This window comes from Mycolicibacter senuensis (genome assembly GCF_002101885.1).
GTDB lineage: Bacteria > Actinomycetota > Actinomycetes > Mycobacteriales > Mycobacteriaceae > Mycobacterium > Mycobacterium senuense.
In genome coordinates this window covers 42,643-67,498 of sequence record NZ_LQPS01000036.1, presented here as the reverse complement: position 1 = coordinate 67,498, position 24,856 = coordinate 42,643, and the positions used below count along the sequence as shown (strand labels likewise).

Sequence of the window (24,856 nt, the reverse complement as noted above, 5' to 3'; positions counted from 1 at the left end):
CTTACCCGAATCCTGATCCGGCCGGCACTTTCGCACCGGCGAGCTCGATCAACAGCCGACCGACCGGGTCGATCAGCGCGTCGTCGAAGTCGTAGCGGGGGTTGTGCAGCGGCGCGGCGTCGTCGCGTCCGCCGCCGATCAGCGCGAAGGCGCCCGGCACGCGCTGCAGGTAGTAGCTGAAATCCTCCGACGCCAGCACCGGCGCCGGCTGCTGGTGTTGCGCCCAGCCGGTGCCGAACACCGTGGCCAGTGCGGCGCGCAGTTCGCCGGCCGGCCCGGGGTGGTTCACGGTGGCGTCGTAGCGCGGGTAGGTGTGCACTTTCGCACTCACCTGATGGGCGGTGGCGGTGGCGGTGGCGATCTGCTCGATCGCGGCGAACACCGCATCGCGGGTAGCCAGGTCCGGCACCCGGATGCTGCCGCCCAGCGCGGCCACTTCCGGGGTGACGGTGGCCGCGGCGGCCGCCTCCAGGGAGGTCACCGCCAGCACGGCGGCCTGCTGCGGGGCCAGCCGGCGCGCCACCACCTGCTGCAGGGCCAGGGTGACCGCCGCTGCGGCCAGCACCGGGTCGCGGGTGGTTTCGGGCTGCGAGGCGTGCCCGCCGTGCCCGTGCAGCTCCACCCGGAAGGTGCCGTTGGCGGCCATCACCGCACCGTCGGGGCACAGCGCCGTGCCGGCCGGCAGTGTCGGCCAGTTGTGCCAGCCGAAGATCACCTCCACCGGGCGCGGCGCGCTCAGGCAGCCGTCGTCGATCATTCGGGCCGCCCCGTGCCCGCCTTCTTCGGCAGGCTGGAACAGCAGGGTGACCGGTCCGGGCAGGGTGTCCTCGTGGGTTTTGAGCCAGTGCGCGACGGCGATCAGGGTGGCGGTGTGCCCGTCGTGGCCGCAGGCGTGCATGACGCCGTCATACTGCGAGGCGTGCTCCAGGCCGGTCTCCTCGGTGATCGGCAGGGCGTCTAAGTCGGCGCGCAACGCCACATGCCGGCCCGGCGCGTTCGGTGCCAGCGTTGCCACGGTGCCGGTGTCCGCGCAAACCCGGTGCGCGATGCCTGCGTCGTCGAGGAGTTGGCGCACGGCGGCGGCGGTGGCGTGCTCCGCCCAGGCGGTCTCGGGGCGCCGGTGCAGGTCGCGGCGGAGCCGCTGGGCCTGCTCGACGGTCTCGGGCCACGACGTGCTCATCGACCTCCCTGGATTGCAGCGCCGCTCGGTCTGCCGACCAACCTACCGAAGGGCGGGCCGGGGCCGGGGCGGTTCAGCAGGGGTTCAGGTGTCTGAGGGGCGCCGGTTGTGACACCGCGGTTGTCACATCCGGCGCCACGGCATCGTCTAGGAAGGTGAGGGGGCCGATGAAGTGCTTGGAACGGGGTGAGTGAGATGACTGATGATCTGCCCTACATCGACGAACACACGGTGGACGTGGCTGCGCCACGACAGCTGGTGTGGTCTGGATTGCGGCGGTATGTGGAGTCGCTGCTGGACGGCGCGGAGCGCAATCCGCTTGTCGCACTGCTGGGCCCGCAACCGCGTGCCGGCTTCGCCGTGGCGGAAAGTGTAGAGCAGCAGCGGCTCAGCCTTACCGGGCGGCATCGCTTCTCGCGCTATCGGCTGGTCTTCGCGCTCAGCGATGCACCCGATGGCGGCACGCGCGTGCACGCCCTTTCCTATGCGGCGTTCCCGGGACTGCGCGGGCGGGTGTATCGCGGGCTGGTGATCGGGACACGACTGCATGTCGTCGCCACGAATTACATGCTGCACGGGATTCGCGCGGCGGCGCGGACGGTGCCCGGGGAGTCGCGTTGACCTGCGCAGAAGCCCGCATCGGTGATCTGCCCGTAGGCTTGACCAGTGGCATCCCCGCTGTTGACCGCCGACTTCGCCAGCGAATTCCCCGAGCTGGCGGTGCGCTTCCAGGCCGAGCCGCCGCCGCAGCCCCGGCTGTTGGTGCTCAACGAGGCGCTCGCCGACGGGCTGGGCCTGGACCCGGACTGGCTGCGCAGTCCCGACGGCATCGGCCTGCTGACCGGCACCACGGTTCCCGACGGCGCCACCCCGGTGGCGCAGGCCTATGCCGGACACCAGTTCGGCAACTACGTTCCGCTGCTCGGCGACGGCCGGGCACTGCTGCTCGGCGAACTCACCGACGCGCACGGCCATCCCCGGGATCTGGCGCTCAAAGGCTCCGGGCGCACCTCGTTCGCCCGCGGCGGTGACGGCCTGGCCGTGGTCGGCCCGATGCTGCGCGAGTACGTCATCAGCGAGGCCATGCACGCCCTGGGCATCCCCACCACCCGCTCGCTGTCGGTGGTGGCCACCGGCGCCGACGTGCAGCGCGAGGGGATGCTGCCCGGGGCGGTGCTTGCCAGGGTGGCGTCCAGTCACCTGCGGGTGGGCAGTTTTCAGCTGGTCGCCCAGCACGCCCGCGCCACCGAGGATCTGGGGTTGCTGCGCCGGCTGGCCGAGCACGCCATCACAAGGCATCACCCGCAGGCCGCCCAAGCCGAAAACCCTTACCTGGCACTGTTTGAGGCGGTGGTCGAGGCGCAGGCATCGCTGGTGGCGCAGTGGATGCTGGTCGGGTTCATCCACGGGGTGATGAACACCGACAACATGACTATCTCCGGGGAGACCATCGACTACGGGCCGTGCGCGTTCATGGACGCCTACGACCCGGCAACGGTGTTCAGCTCCATCGACTACGCCGGGCGCTACGCCTACGGCAATCAGCCGCTGGTGGCGCAGTGGAACCTGGCCCGATTCGCCGAAACGCTGCTGCCGCTGCTGGCCGCCACCGAGGAGCTGGCGGTGGCCACCGCGGTGGAGACCCTGGAAGGGTTCATGCCGCGCTATCACGGGCACTGGTCGGCGGGGATGCTGGCCAAATTCGGGCTGACCGGCAGCGTGGAGGCCGCCGCGCTGATCGATCAGGCACTGGCGCTGCTCAAAGACAACGGTATCGACTACACGTCATTCTTCAGGGCGTTGAGTGCCGTGGGCCGCGGTGACGCGCAAGGGGTGTTGGCCGACAGCATCTTTGGTGACTGGCTGGCGCGCTGGCGGTCGATGGGCCCCGACGTCGCCGCGATGGATCGGGTCAACCCGGTCTACATCCCGCGCAATCACCTGGTGGAGCAGGCGTTGACCGCGGCGATGCGCGGCGATCTCGCGCCGGTGCAGAAACTGCTCGAGGTGCTCGCTGAGCCGTACCGGGAGCGCGAGGGTTTGGACGAGTATGCGGCGCCGGCGCCGCCGGAGTTCGGGGAGTACCGGACGTTCTGCGGGACGTGAGCACTACGGTTCTCCGGTCACCAGGCTCAGCTCCCACGCCGTCAACCACGGCTTGATCAACTGCGCCACCGAATAGGCGTGGTCCCCGTCGCAGGTCGGCTCGGAGTAGTCGCCGTTGGACACCGCGGTGAAGATCCCGACCGCTTCGATCGCGCCGTCGGCCCGGATCTTGTACACCGGCCCGCCGGAGTCGCCGCAGCGGGCCGTGGCGGTGAACCGGACCTTGTTCTCCTCGCTGGCGGCCACCGGACCGCACACCGCACCGCCGCTGCGGATCCCGAAATGGCAGAGGGTGTCGCCGATTTCGACCCGCTCGGCCAGGCCCGCCACCGGCTGCCCGTCGACCTCGGAGGTCAGCGGGATCTTGCCGGGCTCCACTGCGATCAGCCCGATGTCGAAGTCGTTCCAGTCGTTGCCGTCGTAGATGGTCTCGCTGAACGTGCCGATGACCGGGTATTTGAAGAGCCCGCCGTGGCGGATGGCCACCGCCCCGGACCCGCCGGCCTTGTTGCAGTGCCCGGCCGACAGCAGCGCGGGCCGATCGTCCTTGGTGCGCACCAGAAATCCCGCCGTGCAGATGATGTTCTCGGAGCCATCGCCTGTAGTGACGTCGATACCGATCCCCGGGCCGATCGCCTTGGCCGCCGGGATCGGGCTCGGGTTGCGAATCGGATGGGCGCGGCTGGCCCAGATGGTGCCCACCGAGATCGCGGCGACGACGACCGCGATGATCAGCCGGGTGATCAGGGCGCTGAGGGGAAGTTTCCGGGAGGCAGCCATGTCAGGTGTGCTCCCGGGATGGTTGTGGCGGGGGAATGAGTCGACTGTACCGAGGGCTTGGCGGATCGCGGCGCGACCGCTCTTTCGGGAGGACAATGGCGGCCAAGGGGGACGCTCGGGAAGGACGAAACGATGAGCACCTCGATTCACACCCAGCACACCACCCGGATGTTCGCCCGGGTGATCGGCCCGTTTCTAGCCGTGCTCTGCCTGACCGCCGCGGTGCAAGGCCCGCAGCTGTGGACCCGCGTCTCCGAAGCCGCCGGCGATCCACTCTGGGCATGGGTTGCCGGGGCGTTCACCCTGCTCGCCGGTCTGGTGGTGATCGCGTTGCACCCGTACTGGCGTGGGGTGGCGGCGTTCAGCGTGTCCGCGCTGGGCTGGCTGACCGCGGTCAAAGGTGTGCTGCTGGTGGCGTTTCCGGTGACCGTCCTGTCGCTGCCGGCGGACTGGATGAGTGCGGTGAGCGTGTGGCGGGTCGTCTATGTCGCGTTCGCCGCGCTCGGGGTGTATCTGGCCTATGTCGGATGGGCACCGTCGGTACGGGGGTCGGAGCCTCGGGAACGCAGCGCGGAGCGGGATCTGCCGCGGGCGGCGTGAGGATCCCTACCAATTGCTCGGCGCGTAATCCTTGAGGAAGCACCCGAACAGATCCTCGCCGGCCTCCCCGCGCACGATCGGGTCATACACCCGGGCGGCGCCGTCGACCAGATCCAGCGGCGCGTGAAAACCCTCCTCGGCCAACCGCAGCTTGGTGGGGTGCGGGCGCTCGTCGGTGATCCAGCCGGTGTCCACCGCGGTCATCAGGATCCCGTCGGTCTCGAGCATCTCCGCGGCGCTGGTGCGGGTGAGCATGTTCAGCGCGGCCTTGGCCATGTTGGTGTGCGGATGCCCGGCGCCCTTGTAGCGGCGGCTGAATTGGCCCTCCATCGCCGACACGTTCACCACGTATTTACGGCGGGCTCTCGATGCCGCCATTGCCGGGCGCAGCCGGCTGACCAGGATGAACGGTGCGGTCTGGTTGCACAGTTGCACCTCGAGCAGCTCCAGGGCGTCGACCTCGTGCACGCGTTGGGTCCAGCTGTTGATCGCGGCGGTGTCGGGTAGCAGCCCGCCGGCGTCGATCGCGACACCGGCGGCGATGCGGGCCGGGGAGGCACTGCGGGCGGTCAGGGCCAGTTCGGTCAGCGCGTGCGGTGCCTGGTGTGCGACGAGGCTGCCGGCCAGCGCCGCCGGGTGCGCGTCGCTGACATGATCGAAGGTGATCACGTCGACCAGCTCGGCTGCCGGGGTGCGTTCGGCCTCGACCAGCGCGGCGTACGAGCCGGGAGCGCGGCGCACCGTCTGCGCGGCGTTATTGATCAGGATGTCCAGCGGGCCTTGGCCGGCCACCGTGTCGGCCAGTGCGACGACCTGGGCGGGGTCGCGCAGGTCGATGCCCACCACCTGTAGCCGGTGTAGCCAGTCGGCATGATCGGGCATCGCGGCGAAGCGGCGCACCGCGTCGTTGGGGAAGCGGGTGGTGATGGTGGTGTGCGCGCCGTCGCGCAACAGCCGCAGCGCGATGTACATGCCGATCTTGGCGCGCCCGCCGGTGAGCAGCGCGCGACGGCCGGTCAGGTCGGTGCGGGCCTCGCGTTTGGCCCGACTCATGGTGGCGCAGTCCGGGCAGAGCTGGTGATAGAAGGCATCCACCTGCGCGTAGTGGGTTTTGCAGATGTAGCAGGCCCGCGAGCGGATCAAGGTGCCCGCCGATGCGCCCTTCGTGGCCGATACCAGCGGGATGCCTTGGGTCTCGTCGTCGATGCGGCCCGGGGCGCCGGTGGCGGTGGCGGCAATGACGGCGTTGTCGGCGGCGGCCACCGCGTCCCGTTTGGCGGCCCGGCGCTGCTTCTTCAGTGCCTTGAACATGCGCCCGGTGGCGCGGCGAACCGCGATCGCATCGGGGTGCTCGGGCGGCAGCGCATCGACCTCGGCGAGCACCTGCAGGCAGGTGGCGAGTTTCTGCGGGTCAATGCCGGTCACGCCTGGTAAGGGTACGGGGCGTGATCGGCGATGCCGATCAGGTCCGCTGCGGCTCGGTTCGAGAGCGTTACCGGGTCGGTCTCGATCAGGTCCGTTGCGGCCCGGTTCGAGAGCGTTACCGGGTCGGTCGGGTGTCGGACGTGGGTGCGCCGGGATCGAGCTTGTCGGCGCGTTCGAATTCGGAGTCCAATTCGCTGCGTGCGGTAGCCGCATCACTGCGGTGTTGGTGCGCCTGGTGTTCCAGGCTCGCCGCTTGCGCTGCCAGCGCTTCGGATTCGGCTCGCATGGCGCGGCCCTTGGCCGCGATCTCCTCGGCGTGGGCTTCGCGCTGTCCCACCTCGTGAGCCTGCTCGGCAGCTTTGTCCCGGATCTCCCCGGCCTGGCTGCGACGCCGCTCGGTGCGCTTGTTGCGCCCGATGAAGGCCACAGCGATCAGGGCCAGGACGGCCAGGATCGCGACGACAACGATGAGAATGATGGTGCTGGTACTCATTGCGGTTTCCTTCGCGTTGCTGGTCTGCGGTCAGTAGTAATGACGTCGACCACCCACCGGGCTGCCCATCCGTCCGGCCAGCATCAGCACGAGGCCGACGACGAGAAGAATCGCCCCGATCACCACCATGAGGTGGGCGGAGGCGAAGGTCGGGACGAGAGCTGGCAAAACAAGACCGAGAATGATGAGGAGCACTCCGAGCGCAATCATGGCGGTCACCCGATTTCTGTGAAAGAGGGGCTAATTAAGTGTTGTTTCGCAGCATTCCCGGTTTCCGCTGCGCATAAACGCAGGTGACGAGCGGTCCGGGCTGGTGAAACACTTCGGCGGCTTGGCCAGCATTGTTGGTGTTCGCCGCGACACAGCGGTGTTCAACTCCGCACCGGTTGAGGAGTTGCTGCCCGCTGGAATTCTCGACACCGAATGGATTCCGGTGCTGGGTGATCGCGGTTGGGCGGTGATCACCAGCGACCGGCGGTTGCGAACCCGCCCTGCGGAGGCAGGGCTCGCAGTCACACACAAGCTCAAGGCGGTACACCTGCACGGACTGGGGGAGCACGCCGCCTGGGAGCAGCTGGTGCGGCTGGTGTCACGGTGGGACGCCATTGAGAGACAAGTCGAACGCCACCCTGATGGACCCTGGTGGCTGTCGTTGCGTGCCAATGGAGCTCGGGCGATGCGGTTCGAGCCGGGGGCAGTTGAACGAGTGTAGGTCGGGGCGCTGAACGAGTGCAGCGTCGGCCCCGTCGGCTACCCTGCCGGCCATGGACCCCGGAGTCTACGAATCCTTGCTCACCGAGCAGCTGCACGCCCAACTCGCTCACCGTGCCGACCTGCACCCCGACTTCGCCACCGTCGATGACGCCGAGCAGGCGCTGACCATCACCCGTCACCTGGCGCCGCTGATCGAGAGGTCGCTGCGTTCGGCGCGGACGGTCGAGGATCGTGCTGCCCTGACGCAGCGCATCCTCGAGGTGCTGCCGGAGGCCTTCAGCGACGGTGCCGCGCTACACCGTATTGACCCCGGCAAGATCACCCAGCTCGACGAGGTCCGCAAAGCCGCATCGGGCAGCCAACGCTTGACTCGCCCGGCCACCCCGTTCTCCGACGCCGCGTTGATGACTAACGGCCGGGGTGAGCCGACCTTGGCTGCCGAGCTGCGCGCTGAGCTGTCCAGTGCTGACCAGGTGGATCTTCTGTGCGCGTTCGTCAAATGGCAGGGCCTGCGGCTACTGGAGAAGGAGCTCACCGAGCTACGAGAGCGCAACATTCCGCTGCGCGTCATCACCACTACCTATCTCGGTGCTACCGACGCTCGCGCCCTGGACGCCCTGGTGAGCGAATTCGGCGCCGAGGTGCGGGTCAACTACGACACAACTATCACCCGTTTGCATGCCAAAGCGTGGCTGCTGCGGCGCAACACCGGCTTCCACACCGCCTACGTCGGCTCCAGCAACCTGTCGCACGCCGCGCTTGTCGATGGGCTCGAATGGAACGTGCGCCTCTCGGCGGTCGCCACCCCGCACCTGCTGGAGAAGTTCCGTGCCACCTTCGACTCGTACTGGGAGAACCGCGATTTCGAGCCCTATCGGCCCGACCAAGACGGCGAACGGCTCCGGCAGGCTCTCCAAACCGCGTCCGGGGAGCGCAAGCGTGATCCGCTGGCGGTCACCCTGTCCGGTCTGGAAGTGCGGCCCAAACCCTTTCAGGCTGAGATGCTCGAGCAACTCGACGCCGAACGGACGCTGCACGATCGGCACCGCAACCTGATCGTCGCTGCCACCGGCACCGGCAAGACCGTCATGGCCGCCCTGGACTACCGCCGGCTGGCCCGCGACATCCATGGCCGCGATCTCACCCTGCTGTTCGTCGCGCACCGCAAAGAGATCCTTGGTCAAGCGCAACGCATGTACCGCGAGGCCCTCACCGACGCCACCTTCGGTGAACTCCTCGTCGACGGCCAGCAGCCGACCAAGTGGCGGCACGTGTTCGCCAGTATCCAATCGCTGTCGGCGAATCGGCTGGCCGACATCGCACCCGAGCACTTCGACGTCGTCGTGGTCGACGAATTCCACCACGCCGAAGCCGCGTCGTATCGCCGACTGCTGAGCCATGTGCGGCCGATGGAGCTGCTCGGGCTCACCGCCACCCCGGAACGCGCCGACGGCGCTGACGTGCGCTCCTTCTTTGATGGCCGGATCGCTGCCGAGCTGCGGCTGTGGGAGGCCCTGGAGCAGAACTTGCTCTGCCCGTTTCATTACTTCGGCATTCACGACGGCACCGACCTGGAAGCCATCCAGTGGCGCCGCGGCGGCTACGAGCTGTCCGCGCTGAGCAGCGTCTATACCGGAAACGATGCCCGCACCCGCATCGTGCTGAAACAACTGCGCGACAAGGTCGGCGATGTCGCGGCCATGCGTGCGTTGGGATTCTGCGTCAGCGTCGACCATGCCCGCTACATGGCGCAGTGCTTTAACGACGCCGGTATCCCCGCTCGGGCGGTCTCGGCTGAGACGTCCGCCGATGAGCGCCGCGCCGCCCTGGCCGCGCTGCGCAACCGCGAGATCAACATCATCTTCGCCGTCGACCTGTTCAATGAGGGCCTGGACATCCCCGAGGTCGACACCATTTTGTTCTTACGTCCCACCGAAAGCGCCACCGTCTTCCTGCAGCAGCTGGGTCGCGGGTTGCGGTTGACCCACGGCAAAACCGTGCTGACTGCACTGGATTTCGTCGGGCACCAGCGGCGCGAGTTCCGCTTCGATCAGCGTTTTCGGGCGCTGACCGGTGCCGGCGGAAAGGCGCTGCAGCACCAGGTGGAGCAGGGCTTTCCGTTTTTGCCGTCGGGTAGCCAGATCGTGCTCGACCGCGTTGCCCAGAAACTGGTGCTGGACAACATCAAAGCGCAAGTGGCGCCCCGCTGGGCGGCGCTGATCTCCGAAGTTCGGGCCCACCCCGATCACCAGCTGGCCGGCTACCTCGACGCCTGCGGACGCGACCTTCCCGACATTGTGAAAAACAACCGGTCCTGGACGACGTTGTGTCGGGCAGCCGGCAAGATGGCCGGCGATCCCGGTCCTCGCGAAACCGATCTGGTTAAGCGCGTCCGCACCCTGGCACACGCCGATGACCGCCTGCGCTGGCGGGCCTATCGGGCCATCCTCGATGGCGCCGTCGACCTGAGTAGCCCCGCCGAGCGGCGGTTGGCCGCGATGCTGTTCTACTCACTATTCCCCAACGGCGGCGGATTTGCTGACATCGCAACCGGACTCGACGCGCTGGCCGGAGAAGCCGTCATCGACGAGATGCGCCAGGTCATTGATATCGCTTTTGATGCCGCGCGGCGTACTACCTATGACCTTGGTAGCTTGGTTCCGACGCTGGCTGAGGTTCCGCTGGAGGTGCACGCCACCTACTCGCGCGAGGAGATCCTCGCCGCACTGGACTACGCGGCCCAGGACCGTACGCCGAGCACCATGCGCGAAGGTGTCGTGTGGCGCCCGGAACTCAACACCGACGCGTTCCTGATCACCCTGAAGAAATCCGAGACCGACTACTCGCCGACCACCATGTACCGCGACTTCGCGCTCAGTGACCGGCTGTTTCACTGGGAGTCGCAATCCACCACCTCGGCAGCATCTCCAACCGGGCAGCGCTACATCCACCACCGCGAAAATGGCTCGCACATCTTGCTGTTCGTGCGCGCCGCCAAGACTAATACGCTGGGTGCGGCGCCCTATGTGTTCCTGGGGCCGGCGGACTACGCCTCGCACGAGGGGGAGAAGCCGATGGCGATCACCTGGCGTCTACACCGGCCAATGCCGGCGGAGGTGTTCCAGGCGTCGAGCGTTGCGGTGGCGTAGGTTGCTACCTGCCACCTAATTTTCGTATTACATTAACGGGTATGGCTGAGGATGCGATCAACGGCGTGCCCGTCACCGACGAAGCGATTCAAAGTTGCGCAGATGAGGCCGAGGTCGGCTACGACGTAGAGAAGCAGCGTAAACGGGGACGGCCAACCCTGGGAAACGGACCCGCTGTGGTGGTGCCGGTGCGAATGGACGCGGCGTTACTGGAGGCATTGACTGCTCGCGCTGAGCAAGAGAGCGTATCGCGCTCCGAGGCGATCCGGGCAGCGGTGCGCGCCTGGATTGAAGTTGCGTAAAGGCGCACAAATCGGCGCTCGCGCGCAGTATTTCGACCCCTTGTCCTGTGGGTGAACCACTTCGTGGCTGGCTGCATCGGCCGATGGTGGCGGTGGCCTTTCAAACGTCAAGGCGGCAGTTGTGCTGGACAGCCACCGGTCAGGCCGGGCTCGCCCCGCCTTGCACATCGATCACCTGCTGGATCAGCTCGGCGATGTGTTGCTGACCGGCGGCAGCCAGGTCGAATTTGGCCCGTATCTCGGCGAAGCCGGTGGTCACTTCGCTGAAGCCGCCGGTCATCTCCCGGCGCATATCGACCACGTCTTCGCGCAATGCGCTGAAGCTGGCATTCGTGGCCCGGCGGAAGTCCCGAAGCTCGTCGCCAAGCTCCCCGACGTCGCGATCAGTCCCACCGGCGAGCACCCGGGCCGCTCTCGCATCTTTGCTCGCTGGCCCGGACCCGGTCACGCAGCTCGCCCACCTGCGCTTCCAGTGCGGCGACTCGTGGCTCCAAACCCTCGTCTTGCATGCACGTAGCGTACGCCGGTGTTCCGGGCCGGCAAGTCACCCATCGGGACGTCGTTGCACTACCGTCGTCGGCGTGGCCAGCGACAATGCGGAGATTCGACGCATCGCCAGCGAGATGCTCGAGGGATTGTCCCTCGACGAGATCCGGACGCTTACCCAGCACCTGCTGACGACCAGCCCACGGACGGTCGAGGACCTGCGTGCCGCAGCCAAGCCGCCGTCGCGCCGCCGGCCGCGCCGCAAGCAACCGGTGACGCTGCGGGTCCGGGCCGACTTGGCCGAGACCAAGCCCCCGGTCTGGCGGCGGCTGGAACTGGCGTCGGATCTGATGCTCGACGACGTCCACCTGATCATCCAGACAGCGTTCGGCTGGACCGACTCGCATCTGCACCAGTTCGGCAGCGGACCGTCGTACCGCAGTCCCGGCACCGAGTATTATCTGTGCCCGTTCATGGTCGAGGACGGCGACGACGGGGTGTCGGAAGAGCAGGTGCGCCTCGATGAGCTACTGGTCGACGTCGGCGACAAACTGTTCTACGCCTACGATTTCGGCGACAACTGGCGCCACGTGATCCGGCTGGAAGCTGTCCTGGCCTATGATGCCTCCGCACCTCGGGCCGTCTGCACCGGCGGTCGCAGACCTGCGCCGGCGGAGGACTGCGGCGGTATCGGAGGTTACGAGCTGCTGGTGGCGGCTACCGATCCGAGCCACCCCGATCATGTCGCCGCCCGCGCCGAGTACGCCGAGGTCTTCGACGCCGACGTCGACCCGCGCGGCTGGGCGCCGACGCCCTTCGAGATCGAGCAGATCAACCGCGAACTGGCCCAGCAGCACCGACGATAGCCGGCAGGCGCCCACAAGTATCACCGCAGAATGTCGGTACCCCTGGCTACGGTGCACAACAGAACCTTTCCCGAGGCCGAAATCCAGTCAGGTGGCACCGCGTTGGCGTTTTGGGGAGGTAACTGTCCAGCTTGGAGCCGAGGCTCAGCTGCCACCACGTGCGGAAGAACTAGGCAACTTCGCGGACATGCAGGATCTCGCGCCGCCGTGGTGACCGGATTGCGTCGTCGCCGACGGTGACTACGGCAATCGTGCTGCCATCTGCGGCGGCAAACTCGACTTCGTAGCCGCCTGCTGCGTAGTGGCCGATGATGGCGCCGACGTCCCCAGCGAGAAGGGCTTCGGCGGGAAGGTCGCGAGTTAATACGACAACATCGTGTTCGGTATACATCGATCCACTCTTCAGCTTGGCTATGCCGTAACCAGTCGGGGAACGGCGTCGGGGCCATCGCTGATCCATACGGTACGCAATGCCACGGTTCGACCGCACGGTGTTTCCACGCGACCGTCGACGACGGATTTGAGACCATATGGCGTCCCATCGGATCACAAGGCGCCTACAGGGCAGGGACGCGAGTCGTTTCCGCACCGCCACTGAGCTGCGCCAAAAGTTCCGCCGGGTCAGGCCAGCCCGAGAGCAGCGCGAGCAGCGGGCCGCGCTGCTGCACCGAGATGGGTTCCAACCCGAAAAACCCCATACCGACGCCGACGGGCACCACCCGGGCGCAGACTAGCTGCCCGGGCTGCAGCGGGTAGCCGGCGCTGTACTCAGCGACCTCGTGGCGTTCGCCGGTGCGTGCGTCGCGCACGGCGACGCTGCCGCCACGCTGCACCCGCTCGATCTCGAATACCGAACGTGGCACCAGCCGCCACTGTTCGGCCAGCTCGCGTTCGTCCTCAGGCAGCAGCGTGCCGCGCACCGTCAGGAACTCGTCGAATCCGCCGCCTTCGAACAGCACGGTGTCGATCACCACCGGATCGGCCAGTGCCGCATTGAATGCCTCTACGTCGTCGACGATGACCGAGCGGCACCGTTCAAAGGCGGCCGCGTAGCGCAGCTCGGTCCAGTCGCCGAACAGCACGTGCGCAATGGCCTTGTGGTAGAGCCAGCCGACCCGGTCGCACAATGGCAGCCCGCCCAGATGACACTTCTTGTACTTGCGGCCTGATCCGCACCAGCACGGGGCGTTGCGGCCCAAGTCGTTTCGCTGCGTGGGGCGATGCAGCCGCAGTAGGTACACCAGCGGATGATCTGCCTTCGCTCGGGCGCGCCGCAGCAGCGCCAGCCCGGCCTCGGCGTCGCCGCGGTCGGAGGCGATGCCGGCCAAGTCGAGCAGTGGCAACGGCCAGGCGCCGTCCATCGCCTCGGCCTTCAGCAGGGCCCGTTCGAAGCCGGCGATATCGCCTTCGCGTTCGCACGCCACCGCGCGAAGCCACTGGCAGGCCACCCTCGCAGACGGCGGCACCCGCGGCGCCAACGCGTCAGCCAGCTCCCGCAGCCCGCCCGCGCTGAACCGGCCGTCCTGCACGGTCTCGGTCGCCAGCGACTCGGCGATCACCGGATCGGCCAGCGCAGCAGCGACGTCGTCCATGATGTCGCCGAAGTCGATCGCCGCAGGCGTGGCGGCGTCGTCGGCGGGATGTGACTTGCGTAGGTGGTGCACCGTAAGCAGCCCGTACAGTCGCAGCAGCGTGTTGAGCGTTACCGCGTCATCGTCGGAGAGCCGGTGACGTCGCGCGAGCCGCTCACATTGCCGTGCGAAAACCCAACGGGAGAAATCGAAATCCGGTGGTGCCAGCCGTTCGCCACGGCGGGACAGGCCACGCTCTGCGGCCAGTTCCGACAGCGGCGCTACCGGCTCGGTGAACAGTGCCGGATCGGCCAGGCACGCCGTCCAGACCAGTGCGTCGATGAGTTGCGGCTGGCCGTCGAGTAGTACGGCCAGCTGAGCGCCGGCCGCGCTCGGGGCAGCAGCAGTGACCCGTTCGACCACCAAGCCGGTATTGCCCAGGCGCAGGCCGACGAGGTCTCCATCGTCGACGCCGAGTGCCTCGAACGTGCCCACGGGCAGAGCGAGCACATCGCCGTTGTTGAGCATCTCCTCCGGAATGTCCAACTGGTCCAGCGCCTGTTCATCGCCGGAAAAAACGAGGTGCACTGCGGACCCGTCGGCCAGTCGCTGATATGGCTCGCAGTCGCAGAGTGCGGCGATCGGGGCGAGATCCGGTCCGACCGTGAGCACATCGAAGCTCACCTCGGGCTCGGTGACCCGCCGGGTGAACACCCGGTCAGCCAGTATGGCGGGTAGCCATACCCAGCGGTCATCAACCAATTGTCCTGCCGGGATGCCGATTTTGAGGCGCAGCCGCCGCAGCACATGGGCGGGATCGCCCACACCGGCGGCCCGCAGCCGCTCGGTGATGTCGTCGTCACCCAGCGGGCCGTGCTCGGTGAGGACCTTCGACAACACCCCGATGGGATCGAACGGCTCGGCCATGGCGGTCAGGCTAGGGGCGAGGCCGTTAACCCGCACTTCACTAGATCAGACGGTGTGGAGGAGTCGCTGTCACCGCCATCCCGCCGGGCCGCCGCCGCCCAGTGCGACCATGTAGCGATGACCGCAACGCTCGTCGCCAAGAATGTGGCCGGCGGCTTCGCCCACCGCACCCTGTTCGAGGGCCTGGATCTGACCGTGGCCCCGGGCGATGTCATCGGTGTGGTGGGCGCCAATGGCGCCGGCAAGAGCACCCTGCTGCGGATCCTGGCCGGTGATCTCGAGCCGTTGCACGGTGCGGTCAACCTCGCCCCGGCCGATGCGTTCGTCGGTTGGCTGCCGCAGGAGCACGAGCGGGTGCCGGGGGAGACCGTCGCGGCCTATATCGCGCGCCGCACCGGCTGCGCGCACGCCGCGCACGCCATGGATGCCGCGGCCGCAGCCCTGGCAGACCCGGATCAGGCTGTGGCGCACAGCGATCCGGCTGAGACCTACTCCACAGCATTGGATCACTGGCTGGCCACCGGTGCGGCCGACCTCGACGACCGGCTGCCGGCCGTACTGGCCGACCTGGGACTGGACACCCAAGCCGTGCGGCCCGAATCCACGCCGATGAGCGCCTTGTCGGGTGGGCAGGCAGCCCGGGTGGGCTTGGCGGCATTGCTGCTGTCGCGGTTCGACATCGTCCTGCTCGATGAGCCGACCAACGATCTCGACCTCGACGGGCTGGCCCGCCTGGAGCAGTTCGTCGGTGATCTTCGGGGCGGGGTGGTGCTGGTCAGCCACGACCGGGAATTCCTGTCCCGCAGCGTCACCCGGGTCCTGGAATTGGACCTGGCTCAGAACACCACCACCGTCTTCGGCGGCGGATACGACAGCTATCTCGACGAGCGTGAGGTCGCTCGCCGACACCGGCGCGAGCAGTATGAGGAGTTCGCCGAGAAGAAAGCGGACCTGGTGGCCCGCGCCCGCACGCAGCGCGAGTGGTCGAGCCAGGGCGTGCGCAACGCGATGCGCAAGGCGCCGGACAACGACAAGATCCGGCGCCGCGCGGCCACCGAGTCCAGTGAGAAGCAGGCGCAGAAGGTGCGTCAGATGGAGAGCCGGATCGCCCGTCTTGAGGAGGTCGTCGAACCCCGCAAGGAATGGACCCTGCAATTCAGCATCGGCGCCGCGCCCCGGTCCAGTTCGGTCGTCGCAACCCTCGACAATACTGTTGTGCGGCAGGGTGATTTCGTTCTCGGTCCGGTATCGCTGCAGGTCGACGCCGGCGAGCGGATCGGCATCATCGGCCCAAACGGGGCAGGAAAATCGACGTTGCTGCGCCTACTGCTGGGCCGTCAACAGCCCGACGCGGGCCGGGCAAGCCTGGGCGCCAACGTCGCGATCGGCGAGATCGACCAGGCGCGCGCCGATTTCACCGGCCGCGTCCGGCTGATCGATCGCTTCGAGCAGCGGGTGCCGTCCTGGCCGACCGCCGACGTGCGAACCCTGCTGGCCAAATTCGGGCTGGCCGCCGACCACGTGGAACGCGCAGTCGATGACCTCTCACCCGGGGAGCGCACCCGTGCCGGCCTGGCGTTGCTGCAGGCCCGCGGCACCAACGTGCTGGTCCTCGACGAACCGACGAACCATCTCGACCTGCCCGCCATCGAACAACTCGAGCAGGCCCTGGACAGCTATGACGGTGCGTTGCTGCTGGTCACCCACGACCGGCGGATGCTGCAGAACGTCCGGTTGGACCGGTCCTGGCTGGTCGAGAACGGGCGGGTCGCGGAGCTGTAGCAATGAGGGTGCGCCTCAATACCTCGACGCCTCATTCTCCGTCGCCCAACGCCTCTCGGCCTCCGACCCGCCCGGTGGCGGGATCAGCCCGTTGATCATCCACAGATCTTCGCTGGTCTCGTCGACGTGGAACTCCCAGTGCAGTCCGGGATGCCGGTCCAGAAACGGCGTCAGAATCTTCTTGATTCCCCCGGCGATCCGCTGCCGGGTCTCCTTGTCGCCGGCGCGCCGGGCGATGTGATCGATGACGATGCGCACCCCGACCGGAGTCGGCTCGCCCCCGACATACAGATCGTCGGGGGCCGTCTCCTGAAACAGCGCGACCACGTAGAAGCGCGGCAGCCCGACCCGCTGGTAGTGATCGGTGATGCGCGAGGCCAGCTCGTGCTTGTCGGCGGCACTGAAGATCCCGGGGGTGTGGTGAATCGTCCACAGCGGCATGGCGGTTCCGTTCTCAACAGGCGGGCGTTCAGACCGGCAGGGTGACGGACAGGTTTTCGACCGGACCCGACAGGGCGGCCTTGACGTCAACGCTGAGATCGTCGGCAAGAACCTCCAGAGCCCCGTCCTCCACGCCGTCGACGATCCGCCGGGCCACCTCGGCCGAGCTCATCTTGTCGGCGGCGATCTCCGAGACCATGTCGGTGTCGATGAACCCGGCGTGCACGCCGACCACCTGGGTGTGCTGCGCCGCCAGCTCGGAACGCAGCGAGTTGGTCGCCGACCAGATGGCGGCCTTGGACGCGCCGTAAGCCCCCGCGCCACCCAGCCACGACAGCACCGAATGCATGTTGACCAACGCCCCGCCGCCCTTGGCCGCCAGGATCGGAGCGAAGGCGCGGGCGACGCGCAGCGGCCCGAACACATTGATGTCGAACGTGTCGGTCAGGTCGTCGAACCCGCCGCCCAGCAGGGAGCCGGGGTGCAGGATGCCGGCGTTGTTGAACACGATCTCGGCGTCCCCGGCGGCGCGCGCGAGAGCGCCCACCGATTCGGCCGAGCGCACATCGAGGGCGTGCGGCACCACCTGGGGCCGGTCATCGGTGAATGCCGATCGGCCGGTCGAGTACACCTTGGCCGCCCCGCGGGCCAGCACCTCGTCGACCAGTGCCGCGCCGAGCCCCCGGCGTCCGCCGGTGACGACCACCACCTTGCCTTGTACTGCAACCATCTCAACACCCTCTCAGGCTAGATAACGAATACGTTAGGCAGATGGAACCACGAATTGCTGGATAACGCAAGCGTTAGTCACGTAGGATGTCGGCATGGAGTTCGAACCCCGCCTGCGCGACCGCACCCGGTGGTCGATCGGTGACCGCTGCTCGATGACGAAGCTGCTCAACGTGCTGAGCACCAAGACGGCGTTTTTGGCGCTGCGCGAATGCTTCTACGGCACCACCCGCTTCGAGGATTTCACCGAGCGGATCGGGGCGTCTGCGCCGGCCGTGTCCCGGGCGCTCAAGCAGCTCGAAGCCGCCCGGATCATCACCCGGGTGCCGTATCAGGAGTCCGGCAAACGCGCCCACGACGAGTACCGGCTGACCCCGGCCGGGGAGGATCTGCTCCCGGTCCTGGTGGCGTTGGTGCAATGGGGCGACAAGTACCTGCAGGACAGTGGCCCGCCGCTGGAACTCGTCGCCGCCGGCACCCAGCGCCGCATCGGGGTGCGCGTCACCGACGACCTGGACGCGCCGTCGATCGAACCCGAAGACATCCAGATCCGGCGGCCCGTCAAGCGCCGCTCACCCTGAGCTGTCGGACCCCGCTCGTAGCGTGCAGGCCATGAACGCGTTGACCGCGAGGGCCCGCACGGCACTGCGTTCCGGCGCCGGTCCCGTCGTAGCCCTGCTGTTCGTCGCCGCACTGTGCGGGTCGGCCGGGCTGTGCATCGCCGTCGTAGTCCTGGCCGCGCTCGGGTTCGCCGGCTACCTGCTGGCGCCGTGGCTCCTCGAGCAACGGGCCGTGGCCGTGCGCGGCCACGAGCAGCTGCGTCGACGCGCCGACCAGCAGCACCGCTGGGCGCTGCGCGGCGACAACCGGGGCCTCTACGGCACCGACGGCGCCGCGCTGATGCGCCGCATCGCCGCCGACGCGACCCCGGACGACGAGCCTGCCGACGGCAGCGACGAAGAGCCGCAGATCGCCGCGGTCGCCTACACCCCCGAAGGTCTGGACGCCCTGCTGGCCGAACGGCCCGCCTGCTGGCGCTACGCGGCCTTCGTCTCGGTGCTGGTGCAGCGCTACGCAGCCCTGCAATCACGGCTGCGCGATCAGCAGCTCGGCTACGCACCGACGCGAGGCGCACTCATCCGCACCCGATTTCAGCTGGGGCAGTATCTCTATGACCTGTTGGACGAGATGCTCGCGCTGATAAATCAGGTCGAGGAGTTGATGCTCAGCCCGGGGTTCACCCGGATGTTCGGCGAGCCCACCGACGAGACCACCGCCGACGCCGACGCCATTCTGCACGCGGCGCACCGGCTGATGGATCTGCACGAGCGGCTGTTGGGCCTGGCCGAGCGCTGTCGCGGCGTGAACGCGCCAGGCGAACACGCCGACGTCGTGCGTGATTGCGCCCGGGTGCTCGACGTTCCGCTGGAGGGCTACCGCAGGTTCATCGACGAATTCGTGGGGCGCGTCGGCGAACTGCCCGACGTGCTGCCGTATGCGCGCGGCACCATCCAGATGGACCCGGTGATGTTGGAGATGGAGGACAGCGACGAGCTGCTCGATGCGGCCGTCACGGGGCTCAGGAGCTTGGCGCCCGGTGGCCGTTAACGTCAGCCCGGCTCAAAACCCTTGCCCCTGAGTTGAACGATCGCATGGCCATCGTCGACCGGATCCGACACGAACCGCCGGCTCAGGAAACCCACCAGCTCCGCCGGGTCGGGATCGGCGTCGAGCAGGGCGAGCAGCTCGTCACGCTCGTCGGGCTCGATCGGGTCGACCCCGCCGAAGAACGTCAGGCCGTTGCCGGTCGGCAGCACCCGTGAGCAGATCAGCTGCCCCGGCGTCAGCGTCCGGCTGGCGTTCGGTGCGCTGACCTGCTGGGCATCGCCGGTGCGCACGTCGCGCACGCTGACGTCGTGACCGGGCCGCACCCCCTCGACCTCGAACACCGCCCGCGGCACACCCAGCCACTGCTGAGCCAGCTGCCGCTCGTCGTCGGGCAGCAGCGCCCCGCGCACCTCCAGGAATTCGGCGAACGCCCCGCCCTCGAACAGCAGGGTGTCGATGGCCAGCGGATCGGCCCGCGCCGCGGCCAGCGGATCCTCAAGCTCCTCCTCAAAATGTTGGATGCGTTCGTAGCCGGCCAGCACCAGTAGTTCCTGCCAAGCGCCACCGAGCAGCTGCTGGCCGGCCTTGGCATACAGCCAGCCCAGCCGGTCGACCAGCGAGAGCTGCTCATTGCCGAGGTGGCACTTCTTGTACTTGCGGCCCGAGCCGCACCAGCACGGCTCGTTGCGGCCGACGTCGTTACGCGGCTGAGCCCGATGCTGTTCCAGCAGACGCACCAGCTCATGATCGGCGCCCACACCGGCGCGACGCAGCAGCCCCAACCCGGCCTCGGCGTCACCGCGGTCCGAGGCGATCCGGGCCAGCGTCAACAGCGGCAGCGGCCAGTCCGGGTCCAACGATTCAGCGGCCAACAGCTCACGCTCGCAGCCTTCGGTATCGCCGAGCCCCTCGCAGGCCATCGCCTGCAACCAGTGCGTCGCCACCTTTGCTGAGCGCGGCACTTTCGACTCCAGGGTCTCGGCGAACATCCCGAGCGCGGCCGCACCCCGCCGCCCGCTGCGGGCCGCCTCCTCCATGAAGGCTTGCGCCAGTAACGGATCCACCAGTGCCGCACCCAATTCGCCGAGCAGATCCGCGGATTCTCCATCCTCGGGATCCGGGTCGGCCGGACCGTCGGCCGCATCGACGCCGTCGTCCTCTTCGGTGTCGTCCCCTTCGGCCGCGGCGGCGATGTCGAGCAGCCGCGCCATCTGATCATGCATCGCGACCAGCGCGGTTAGCACGAACGTCTGGTCGGCGTCCAGGCCGTAGCGGTCGGCCAGCAGCGCGGATTTGCGCTCGAAGTCCCACCTCTCGAAGTCGAACCCGGCGGGTGCCAGCCAGTCGTCGTGGCTCGCCAGGCCGTGGGCATCGATGGCCTCGCTCAGCGGGGCCAGCGGTGTGGTGAACAGCGTCGGATCGTCGGCGCAGGCCGCCCACACCACGGCGGCAAGGCGTGACGGTTCCTCGGTGTCGAGCAGCGCGGCCAGCCGAGCGCCGACGGTGGTGTCGGTGGTGGCGTCGACGGGTTCGAGGGCCAGCCCATCGTCGGTGCAGCGCAACCCGACAAGATCCCCGGCGGAGAGCCCCAGCGCCGTCAGAGTGCCCGGATTGAGCAGCAGCACGCCGGACTCATCGACCAGCTCGAAGGGAATGCCGCGCTGCTCCAGCAGCAAGTCATCGAAACCCGGCAGCACGATCGTCACCGGCGCGCCGTCGGCGAACTCGCGGTAGCCGTCGTGATTGCACAGTTCGAGGATCGGATCCAGGTCCGGGGTGATCGCGAGCAGGTCGTGGATGATCTCCTGCTCGGTCAGCCGGTGGGTGACGACCCGGCCGGCCAGCAGCGCCGGCAACCACACCCACCGCTCATCGGGCAATTCCGCAGCCGGGCAACTGTATTCGTCGAGGTAATCCTCGATGACGTGGTCCGCATCGCGTATCCCGGCCTCGTCCAGCCGCTCGGCGATATCCTCGGCGTCCAGCGGGCCGTGCTCGGTCAGGATCGCCGCGAGGGTCGCCACCGCGTCGGGGGAATCGGTCACGGTAGACACCTTATGGTCGGCGGCCGCCGCGTGCAGCACCGTCAGTCCGCGGCGTTGTCGCCCGGTGTGTCGATGACGGTTTGAATCAGCTCAACGATGCGCTGCTGTCCGGCCGCGGTCATGTCGAACTTGGCGCGCATCTCGGCGAAGCCGATGCCGACCTGCGCGAACTGCTCATCGACCTGCGCGAACTGCTCATCGACCCGCCGGAAACCGTCGTTCATATCCTGGCGCAGGTCGGTGATGTCCTGGCGCATGTCGACCATGTCTGCGCGTAACGCATTGAAGCCGGCCACCGTCGCTCGGCGGAACCCCCGCATCTCGCTGACATCGCGGTCGACGGCCCCGGCGAGCTCCCGAACAGTGGCCACCTCGACCTTGTTGGCCCGCACCTCGCCGCGCAACTCGCCCACCTGTCTTTCCAGCGCGCTCACGCGTGGCTCAAGGTTCTCCGGCGACATGCCGGCAGCGTACGCCGCAGTCGCGGCTTGCGACGTCGGTCCATCCACAGCTCCCGGCCAGAGCGGCAGACACCGTCGACCTGTCAGTGGGTGCTGAGACACTTGAACTGCAAGGAGATAGGGGGCACTGAATGGCTGAATCCGCGGTGCAGGGCTACGACATCATCGGCGACGTCCACGGCTGCGCCGACAAGCTGGAGGCGCTGCTGACCAAGCTCGGCTACCAGATCAACGGTGGCGCAGGCGAGTATCGCCACCCGAAGCGGCAGGCGGTCTTCGTCGGCGATCTCATCGACCGCGGCCCGGATCAACTGCGGGTGCTGGAAGTGGTCAAGGACATGGTCGATGCGGGCAGCGCGAAGATCGTCATGGGCAACCACGAATTCAATGCGCTGGGCTACCACTGCGAGCACCCCGACGGCAGCGGAGAACACCTGCGGACGCACAGTGCGAAGCACATCGAGCAGCACGAGGCATTCCTGAAGCAGGTGACCGGCAAAGACCGCGAACGCTACCTGGCATGGTTCGCCACCATGCCGTTATGGCTGGATCTGGACGGCCTGCGTGTCGTGCACGCCTGCTGGGACAAGGAATCGATGGCGACGGTGGAAAAGCACTGTGAGTCCAGCGCACCCTTTGCCGATGTGGGTCATCTGGCGGCAGCACACGACAAGACGCACGAGCTCTACGACGCGATCGAGAACCTGCTCAAGGGCCCCGAGATCAGCCTGGTCGAGCACGGGGAGCCCCCGTATCGCGACGTCGGTGGCCACCTCCGGAAGCATGCCCGGATCCGCTGGTGGGACAGCGGCGCGGTTACCCTGCGCGACATTGCCGTGATGAGTAGCAGTTTCACCACGGAGGACGGCGAGCCCTACCCCCCGCTGCCGGAGCTGCCGCTGCTGGCCGAGACCGGGGAGTTCGTCTACACCGGCAAGGTCCCGGTGTTCTACGGGCACTACTGGCGGCAGGGGTCACCCCAAGTCGGTGAGGACTTCACCGACCGCACCGCGTGCGTGGACTTCAGCGCCGGCAAGGGCGGGCCATTGATGGCCTACCAGTGGTCGAGGGGGGAGACCACGATCCGGCCCGACAACTACGTCCAGCTTGACTGACCCCGACAGCGCGCACACCGGCATCCGCTCCGCCGTCGGCGGCTAGCCCACGATCCCCTGAGCCTGCCTGACCAGCGCATATGCGCTGGCTTTTAGCGGCCCGAAATCGCACAGCCTTTTCGGGGCGTGGGATTGGGCTGGCATTTTCCTTAGAGGTATGATGTGGTGTAGACCACGTTGGTAAACGAGATGTGACGGACACCACAGGAGCTGCTGCCATGACCGCTTTCTTGAGCGCCTTGGGGATCACCGCGGCCACCGCAACCATCGGCGCCAGCATGATGGGCCAGACGACGGTGGCGTTGTGCGTCGGTTTGGTGTCGTCGGCGTTCTTCGCCGGCCGGTTCTGCTGATTCCCGCCGGGAGCCGACACTGCCACCGATAGACGTGGCAGTCTTCTCCGCGTGCCAATCTCCCTGCCCGAGCATCCGCGCTTCGCCAGCCCCTCCGAGCGCCACGTCTACCAGGCGCTGATCGAGCAGCTCCAAGACGGCGACGTGGTGGTGGCCGGGCAGCGCGTCACCGACCACCTCAAGGATCACGAGATCGACTTCGTCGTGGCGATCGAGGGCGCCGGCATCATCTGCATCGAGGTCAAGGGCGGCGACGTCTGGCACGACGGCTCCGGGTGGCGCCAGCTGCGCGGCGGCAAGGAATGCCGTATCCACCCGGTGCGCCAGGCGCGTGATGCCTGTTATGCGCTGCGCGACTACATCGAACACGACCCGCGCATGACGCAGGACCGGCTGCGTTGGGATCACATCGTCGCGTTGCCGCACACCGAGCTGCCGGCCGACTTCGAGCTCCCGGACTGCCCGCGCTGGAAGGTGATCGACCGAAACGACCTACCGGAGATCGTCTCTCGGCTGCGCCACGTGCTGATCCGCCAGGAGCTGGACCGGCCGCTGCTGACCGCCGAAGGCATCGAGCAGTTCCGCACCGCCCTGGGCGGGCGGGGACTGCCGCAGCGTGACGTCGTGGCGCGCGCACTGGCCAACGACAGTGCCGCCGACGCCCTCACCGAACAGCAGGCCGTTATCCTGGAGGCCATCCGGCTGCTCAACCGGGTGCAGGTGCGCGGCAGTGCCGGCAGCGGAAAAACCTACTTGGCCGTCGAACAGGCGCGCCGGCTCTCGGATCACGGGAAACGCGTTGCGCTGCTGTGCTATTCGCACGGGCTGGCCTCCTACCTCAAGCGGCTCACCGGGGCGTGGCAGCGCCGCCAACGCCCGGCCTACGTCGGCGAATTCCACTCGCTGGGCGTGGTGTGGGGCGCCCCGGACGGCCCGGCGGACCCGGCGGACGCGGTGACGTTCTGGGAGGAGCAGCTGCCGCAGCAGATGCTCGCGCTGGCGGAGACCCTCGACGACGGGCAACGGTTTGACGCGATCGTGGTCGACGAGGCGCAGGACTTCGCCGACGCCTGGTGGGATCCGCTGCTGGCGTCACTGCGCGACGACGAGGACGGCGGGCTGTTCGTGTTCAGCGACGAAGGCCAGCGGGTCTTCGACCGGCAGGGCACCCCGCCGGTGCCGCTGGTCTCGCTGGTGCTCGACCGCAACCTGCGCAACACCCGCCAGATCGCCGCGACGTTTCGGCCGCTGGTCGATCACCCGATCCGGTTCCTGGGCGCCGACGGACCCGAGGTGCGGTTCGTGCCGTGCCGCAAGGAGGCCGCCGTCGAGACCGGCGACGACGAAGTCGAGCAGCTGCTCGACGACGGCTGGCGTCCCGAGGACGTCGCACTGCTGACCACCGGCAGCCGCCATCCCGAGCAGGTCGCCCGCCAGGAGCAGGGCATCGAGGCCTACTGGGACAGCTTCTGGGACGCCGATCAGGTCTTCTACGGGCATGTCCGGGGCTTCAAGGGATTGGAGCGCCGCGCAGTCGTGCTCGTCGTCGATGCCAGCGGGCCGATCGAGCTGGCCCGCGAACGCCTCTACGTCGGGCTGTCCCGGGCCCGCGACCAGCTGGTGGTCTGCGGTGACCCGGATTTCATCGCCGAGGTGGGCGGGCCGGACCTGGCGCGCAAGCTGGGGATCGCTTAGCGGTCACGCCCACCAGGGCGGGAAAGCG

The 24,856-nt window shown here is 67.9% G+C and carries 24 protein-coding genes and 1 pseudogene; 13 read left to right on the top strand and 12 right to left on the bottom strand.

All coding sequences use genetic code 11. The annotated features are described in order from the left end of the window. Nucleotide 1: 1 nt before the first annotated feature. Nucleotides 2-1,180 carry a N(2)-acetyl-L-2,4-diaminobutanoate deacetylase DoeB2 gene (doeB2, locus tag AWC24_RS10800; protein ID WP_085084752.1) on the bottom strand — a complete coding sequence of 393 codons (1,179 nt, stop codon included), beginning with the start codon at nucleotides 1,178-1,180 and terminating at the stop codon, nucleotides 2-4. Between the two features lie 195 nt (nucleotides 1,181-1,375). On the opposite strand from doeB2, the gene AWC24_RS10795 reads away from it, so the two are divergent. Further along, nucleotides 1,376-1,801 (top strand): SRPBCC family protein, encoded by a 426-nt coding sequence (locus AWC24_RS10795; protein ID WP_085084750.1) that lies wholly within the window; start codon nucleotides 1,376-1,378, stop codon nucleotides 1,799-1,801. A 45-nt stretch (nucleotides 1,802-1,846) separates the two neighbouring features. After that, a complete protein-coding gene (locus tag AWC24_RS10790; protein WP_085084748.1) occupies nucleotides 1,847-3,286 on the top strand; it encodes a protein adenylyltransferase SelO in 1,440 nt (479 codons plus the stop codon). Nucleotides 3,287-3,289: 3 nt separating this feature from the next. On the opposite strand, the gene AWC24_RS10785 is transcribed toward AWC24_RS10790, so the two are convergent. Then, nucleotides 3,290-4,066 carry a chymotrypsin family serine protease gene (locus tag AWC24_RS10785; RefSeq protein WP_085084746.1) on the bottom strand — a complete coding sequence of 259 codons (777 nt, stop codon included), beginning with the start codon at nucleotides 4,064-4,066 and terminating at the stop codon, nucleotides 3,290-3,292. A 132-nt stretch (nucleotides 4,067-4,198) separates the two neighbouring features. Between AWC24_RS10785 and AWC24_RS10780 the strand changes: the two genes are divergently transcribed. Next, on the top strand, nucleotides 4,199-4,666 hold the full coding sequence (locus AWC24_RS10780) for a hypothetical protein (RefSeq protein WP_085084744.1): 468 nt from the start codon (nucleotides 4,199-4,201) through the stop codon (nucleotides 4,664-4,666). A 6-nt stretch (nucleotides 4,667-4,672) separates the two neighbouring features. Here the strand turns inward: AWC24_RS10780 and AWC24_RS10775 are convergent, their stop codons facing one another. The 3 genes from AWC24_RS10775 to AWC24_RS10765 form a co-directional block, all read right to left on the bottom strand. Continuing rightward, the gene (locus AWC24_RS10775; RefSeq protein WP_085084742.1) at nucleotides 4,673-6,091 is read right to left on the bottom strand and encodes an SDR family oxidoreductase; all 1,419 of its coding nucleotides are present in this window, start codon (nucleotides 6,089-6,091) and stop codon (nucleotides 4,673-4,675) included. 115 nt (nucleotides 6,092-6,206) lie between these two features. Then, complete coding sequence (locus AWC24_RS10770) at nucleotides 6,207-6,584, bottom strand: type II secretion system protein (protein ID WP_085084740.1); 378 nt, start codon at nucleotides 6,582-6,584, stop codon at nucleotides 6,207-6,209. 30 nt (nucleotides 6,585-6,614) lie between these two features. Next, on the bottom strand, nucleotides 6,615-6,794 hold the full coding sequence (locus tag AWC24_RS10765; RefSeq protein ID WP_085084738.1) for a DUF6131 family protein: 180 nt from the start codon (nucleotides 6,792-6,794) through the stop codon (nucleotides 6,615-6,617). A 121-nt stretch (nucleotides 6,795-6,915) separates the two neighbouring features. On the opposite strand from AWC24_RS10765, the gene AWC24_RS22450 reads away from it, so the two are divergent. From AWC24_RS22450 to AWC24_RS10750, 3 genes are read left to right on the top strand one after another with little or no spacing between them, the layout of a single operon-like run. Beyond that, complete coding sequence (locus tag AWC24_RS22450; protein WP_234807329.1) at nucleotides 6,916-7,296, top strand: PIN-like domain-containing protein; 381 nt, start codon at nucleotides 6,916-6,918, stop codon at nucleotides 7,294-7,296. Nucleotides 7,297-7,348: 52 nt separating this feature from the next. After that, nucleotides 7,349-10,447 (top strand): DEAD/DEAH box helicase, encoded by a 3,099-nt coding sequence (locus AWC24_RS10755; protein ID WP_085084736.1) that lies wholly within the window; start codon nucleotides 7,349-7,351, stop codon nucleotides 10,445-10,447. Between the two features lie 41 nt (nucleotides 10,448-10,488). After that, the gene (locus tag AWC24_RS10750) at nucleotides 10,489-10,749 is read left to right on the top strand and encodes a ribbon-helix-helix domain-containing protein (RefSeq protein WP_085084734.1); all 261 of its coding nucleotides are present in this window, start codon (nucleotides 10,489-10,491) and stop codon (nucleotides 10,747-10,749) included. Nucleotides 10,750-10,888: 139 nt separating this feature from the next. On the opposite strand, the pseudogene AWC24_RS10745 reads toward AWC24_RS10750, so the two are convergent. Next, nucleotides 10,889-11,258 (bottom strand): annotated as a pseudogene (locus AWC24_RS10745) (hypothetical protein). A 72-nt stretch (nucleotides 11,259-11,330) separates the two neighbouring features. On the opposite strand from AWC24_RS10745, the gene AWC24_RS10740 reads away from it, so the two are divergent. Next, the gene (locus AWC24_RS10740) at nucleotides 11,331-12,101 is read left to right on the top strand and encodes a plasmid pRiA4b ORF-3 family protein (RefSeq protein ID WP_207568314.1); all 771 of its coding nucleotides are present in this window, start codon (nucleotides 11,331-11,333) and stop codon (nucleotides 12,099-12,101) included. A gap of 169 nt (nucleotides 12,102-12,270) precedes the next feature. Here the strand turns inward: AWC24_RS10740 and AWC24_RS10735 are convergent, their stop codons facing one another. Together AWC24_RS10735 and AWC24_RS10730 are read right to left on the bottom strand one after the other, a co-directional pair. Next, the gene (locus tag AWC24_RS10735) at nucleotides 12,271-12,492 is read right to left on the bottom strand and encodes a DUF4926 domain-containing protein (RefSeq protein ID WP_085084732.1); all 222 of its coding nucleotides are present in this window, start codon (nucleotides 12,490-12,492) and stop codon (nucleotides 12,271-12,273) included. A gap of 166 nt (nucleotides 12,493-12,658) precedes the next feature. Then, on the bottom strand, nucleotides 12,659-14,599 hold the full coding sequence (locus AWC24_RS10730) for an SEC-C domain-containing protein (RefSeq protein WP_085084730.1): 1,941 nt from the start codon (nucleotides 14,597-14,599) through the stop codon (nucleotides 12,659-12,661). 117 nt (nucleotides 14,600-14,716) lie between these two features. On the opposite strand from AWC24_RS10730, the gene abc-f reads away from it, so the two are divergent. Beyond that, nucleotides 14,717-16,381, top strand: coding sequence for a ribosomal protection-like ABC-F family protein (gene abc-f / locus AWC24_RS10725; RefSeq protein WP_085084728.1), 1,665 nt, complete (start codon nucleotides 14,717-14,719; stop codon nucleotides 16,379-16,381). A gap of 15 nt (nucleotides 16,382-16,396) precedes the next feature. Here abc-f and AWC24_RS10720 read toward each other — a convergent pair whose 3' ends face one another. Both AWC24_RS10720 and AWC24_RS10715 read right to left on the bottom strand, forming a co-directional pair. Beyond that, nucleotides 16,397-16,822 carry a tautomerase family protein gene (locus AWC24_RS10720; protein ID WP_085084726.1) on the bottom strand — a complete coding sequence of 142 codons (426 nt, stop codon included), beginning with the start codon at nucleotides 16,820-16,822 and terminating at the stop codon, nucleotides 16,397-16,399. Between the two features lie 28 nt (nucleotides 16,823-16,850). After that, nucleotides 16,851-17,552: an SDR family oxidoreductase gene (locus AWC24_RS10715; RefSeq protein ID WP_085084724.1), complete on the bottom strand. Its 702-nt coding sequence runs from the start codon at nucleotides 17,550-17,552 to the stop codon at nucleotides 16,851-16,853. Between the two features lie 94 nt (nucleotides 17,553-17,646). Here AWC24_RS10715 and AWC24_RS10710 point away from each other — a divergent pair, with 94 nt between their 5' ends. Both AWC24_RS10710 and AWC24_RS10705 read left to right on the top strand, forming a co-directional pair. Beyond that, the gene (locus tag AWC24_RS10710; RefSeq protein WP_085084722.1) at nucleotides 17,647-18,132 is read left to right on the top strand and encodes a winged helix-turn-helix transcriptional regulator; all 486 of its coding nucleotides are present in this window, start codon (nucleotides 17,647-17,649) and stop codon (nucleotides 18,130-18,132) included. A gap of 31 nt (nucleotides 18,133-18,163) precedes the next feature. Beyond that, complete coding sequence (locus AWC24_RS10705) at nucleotides 18,164-19,159, top strand: hypothetical protein (RefSeq protein ID WP_085084720.1); 996 nt, start codon at nucleotides 18,164-18,166, stop codon at nucleotides 19,157-19,159. A gap of 2 nt (nucleotides 19,160-19,161) precedes the next feature. Here the strand turns inward: AWC24_RS10705 and AWC24_RS10700 are convergent, their stop codons facing one another. Both AWC24_RS10700 and AWC24_RS10695 read right to left on the bottom strand, forming a co-directional pair. Continuing rightward, entirely contained in the window at nucleotides 19,162-21,204 is a 2,043-nt protein-coding gene (locus AWC24_RS10700) for a YecA family protein (protein ID WP_133055715.1), read from the bottom strand. A 41-nt stretch (nucleotides 21,205-21,245) separates the two neighbouring features. Beyond that, the gene (locus AWC24_RS10695; RefSeq protein WP_085084716.1) at nucleotides 21,246-21,665 is read right to left on the bottom strand and encodes a hypothetical protein; all 420 of its coding nucleotides are present in this window, start codon (nucleotides 21,663-21,665) and stop codon (nucleotides 21,246-21,248) included. Between the two features lie 131 nt (nucleotides 21,666-21,796). On the opposite strand from AWC24_RS10695, the gene AWC24_RS10690 reads away from it, so the two are divergent. The 3 genes from AWC24_RS10690 to AWC24_RS10685 all read left to right on the top strand — a co-directional run bounded on the left by AWC24_RS10690 (nucleotide 21,797) and on the right by AWC24_RS10685 (nucleotide 24,828). Beyond that, complete coding sequence (locus AWC24_RS10690; RefSeq protein ID WP_085084714.1) at nucleotides 21,797-22,780, top strand: metallophosphoesterase; 984 nt, start codon at nucleotides 21,797-21,799, stop codon at nucleotides 22,778-22,780. A gap of 218 nt (nucleotides 22,781-22,998) precedes the next feature. Beyond that, on the top strand, nucleotides 22,999-23,133 hold the full coding sequence (locus AWC24_RS23325; protein WP_013827576.1) for a hypothetical protein: 135 nt from the start codon (nucleotides 22,999-23,001) through the stop codon (nucleotides 23,131-23,133). Nucleotides 23,134-23,184: 51 nt separating this feature from the next. Further along, nucleotides 23,185-24,828, top strand: a complete 1,644-nt coding sequence (locus AWC24_RS10685; RefSeq protein WP_085084713.1) for an NERD domain-containing protein — start codon at nucleotides 23,185-23,187, stop codon at nucleotides 24,826-24,828. Nucleotides 24,829-24,856: the final 28 nt, after the last annotated feature.

Excerpts from the sequence above, each read along its gene's own strand:
- AWC24_RS10750 (WP_085084734.1), top strand. The coding sequence starts at position 10,489 with ATGGCTGAGGATGCGATCAACGGCGTGCCCGTCACCGACGAAGCGATT.
- AWC24_RS10690 (WP_085084714.1), top strand. The coding sequence starts at position 21,797 with ATGGCTGAATCCGCGGTGCAGGGCTACGACATCATCGGCGACGTCCAC.
- doeB2 (WP_085084752.1), bottom strand. The coding sequence starts at position 1,180 with ATGAGCACGTCGTGGCCCGAGACCGTCGAGCAGGCCCAGCGGCTCCGC.
- AWC24_RS10695 (WP_085084716.1), bottom strand. The coding sequence starts at position 21,665 with ATGTCGCCGGAGAACCTTGAGCCACGCGTGAGCGCGCTGGAAAGACAG.
- AWC24_RS10780 (WP_085084744.1), top strand. The coding sequence starts at position 4,199 with ATGAGCACCTCGATTCACACCCAGCACACCACCCGGATGTTCGCCCGG.
- AWC24_RS10765 (WP_085084738.1), bottom strand. The coding sequence starts at position 6,794 with ATGATTGCGCTCGGAGTGCTCCTCATCATTCTCGGTCTTGTTTTGCCA.
- AWC24_RS10770 (WP_085084740.1), bottom strand. The coding sequence starts at position 6,584 with ATGAGTACCAGCACCATCATTCTCATCGTTGTCGTCGCGATCCTGGCC.
- AWC24_RS10735 (WP_085084732.1), bottom strand. The coding sequence starts at position 12,492 with ATGTATACCGAACACGATGTTGTCGTATTAACTCGCGACCTTCCCGCC.
- AWC24_RS10785 (WP_085084746.1), bottom strand. The coding sequence starts at position 4,066 with ATGGCTGCCTCCCGGAAACTTCCCCTCAGCGCCCTGATCACCCGGCTG.
- AWC24_RS23325 (WP_013827576.1), top strand. The coding sequence starts at position 22,999 with ATGACCGCTTTCTTGAGCGCCTTGGGGATCACCGCGGCCACCGCAACC.
- AWC24_RS10710 (WP_085084722.1), top strand. The coding sequence starts at position 17,647 with ATGGAGTTCGAACCCCGCCTGCGCGACCGCACCCGGTGGTCGATCGGT.
- AWC24_RS10720 (WP_085084726.1), bottom strand. The coding sequence starts at position 16,822 with ATGCCGCTGTGGACGATTCACCACACCCCCGGGATCTTCAGTGCCGCC.
- AWC24_RS10795 (WP_085084750.1), top strand. The coding sequence starts at position 1,376 with ATGACTGATGATCTGCCCTACATCGACGAACACACGGTGGACGTGGCT.
- AWC24_RS10715 (WP_085084724.1), bottom strand. The coding sequence starts at position 17,552 with ATGGTTGCAGTACAAGGCAAGGTGGTGGTCGTCACCGGCGGACGCCGG.
- abc-f (WP_085084728.1), top strand. The coding sequence starts at position 14,717 with ATGACCGCAACGCTCGTCGCCAAGAATGTGGCCGGCGGCTTCGCCCAC.
- AWC24_RS10705 (WP_085084720.1), top strand. The coding sequence starts at position 18,164 with ATGAACGCGTTGACCGCGAGGGCCCGCACGGCACTGCGTTCCGGCGCC.
- AWC24_RS10755 (WP_085084736.1), top strand. The coding sequence starts at position 7,349 with ATGGACCCCGGAGTCTACGAATCCTTGCTCACCGAGCAGCTGCACGCC.
- AWC24_RS10730 (WP_085084730.1), bottom strand. The coding sequence starts at position 14,599 with ATGGCCGAGCCGTTCGATCCCATCGGGGTGTTGTCGAAGGTCCTCACC.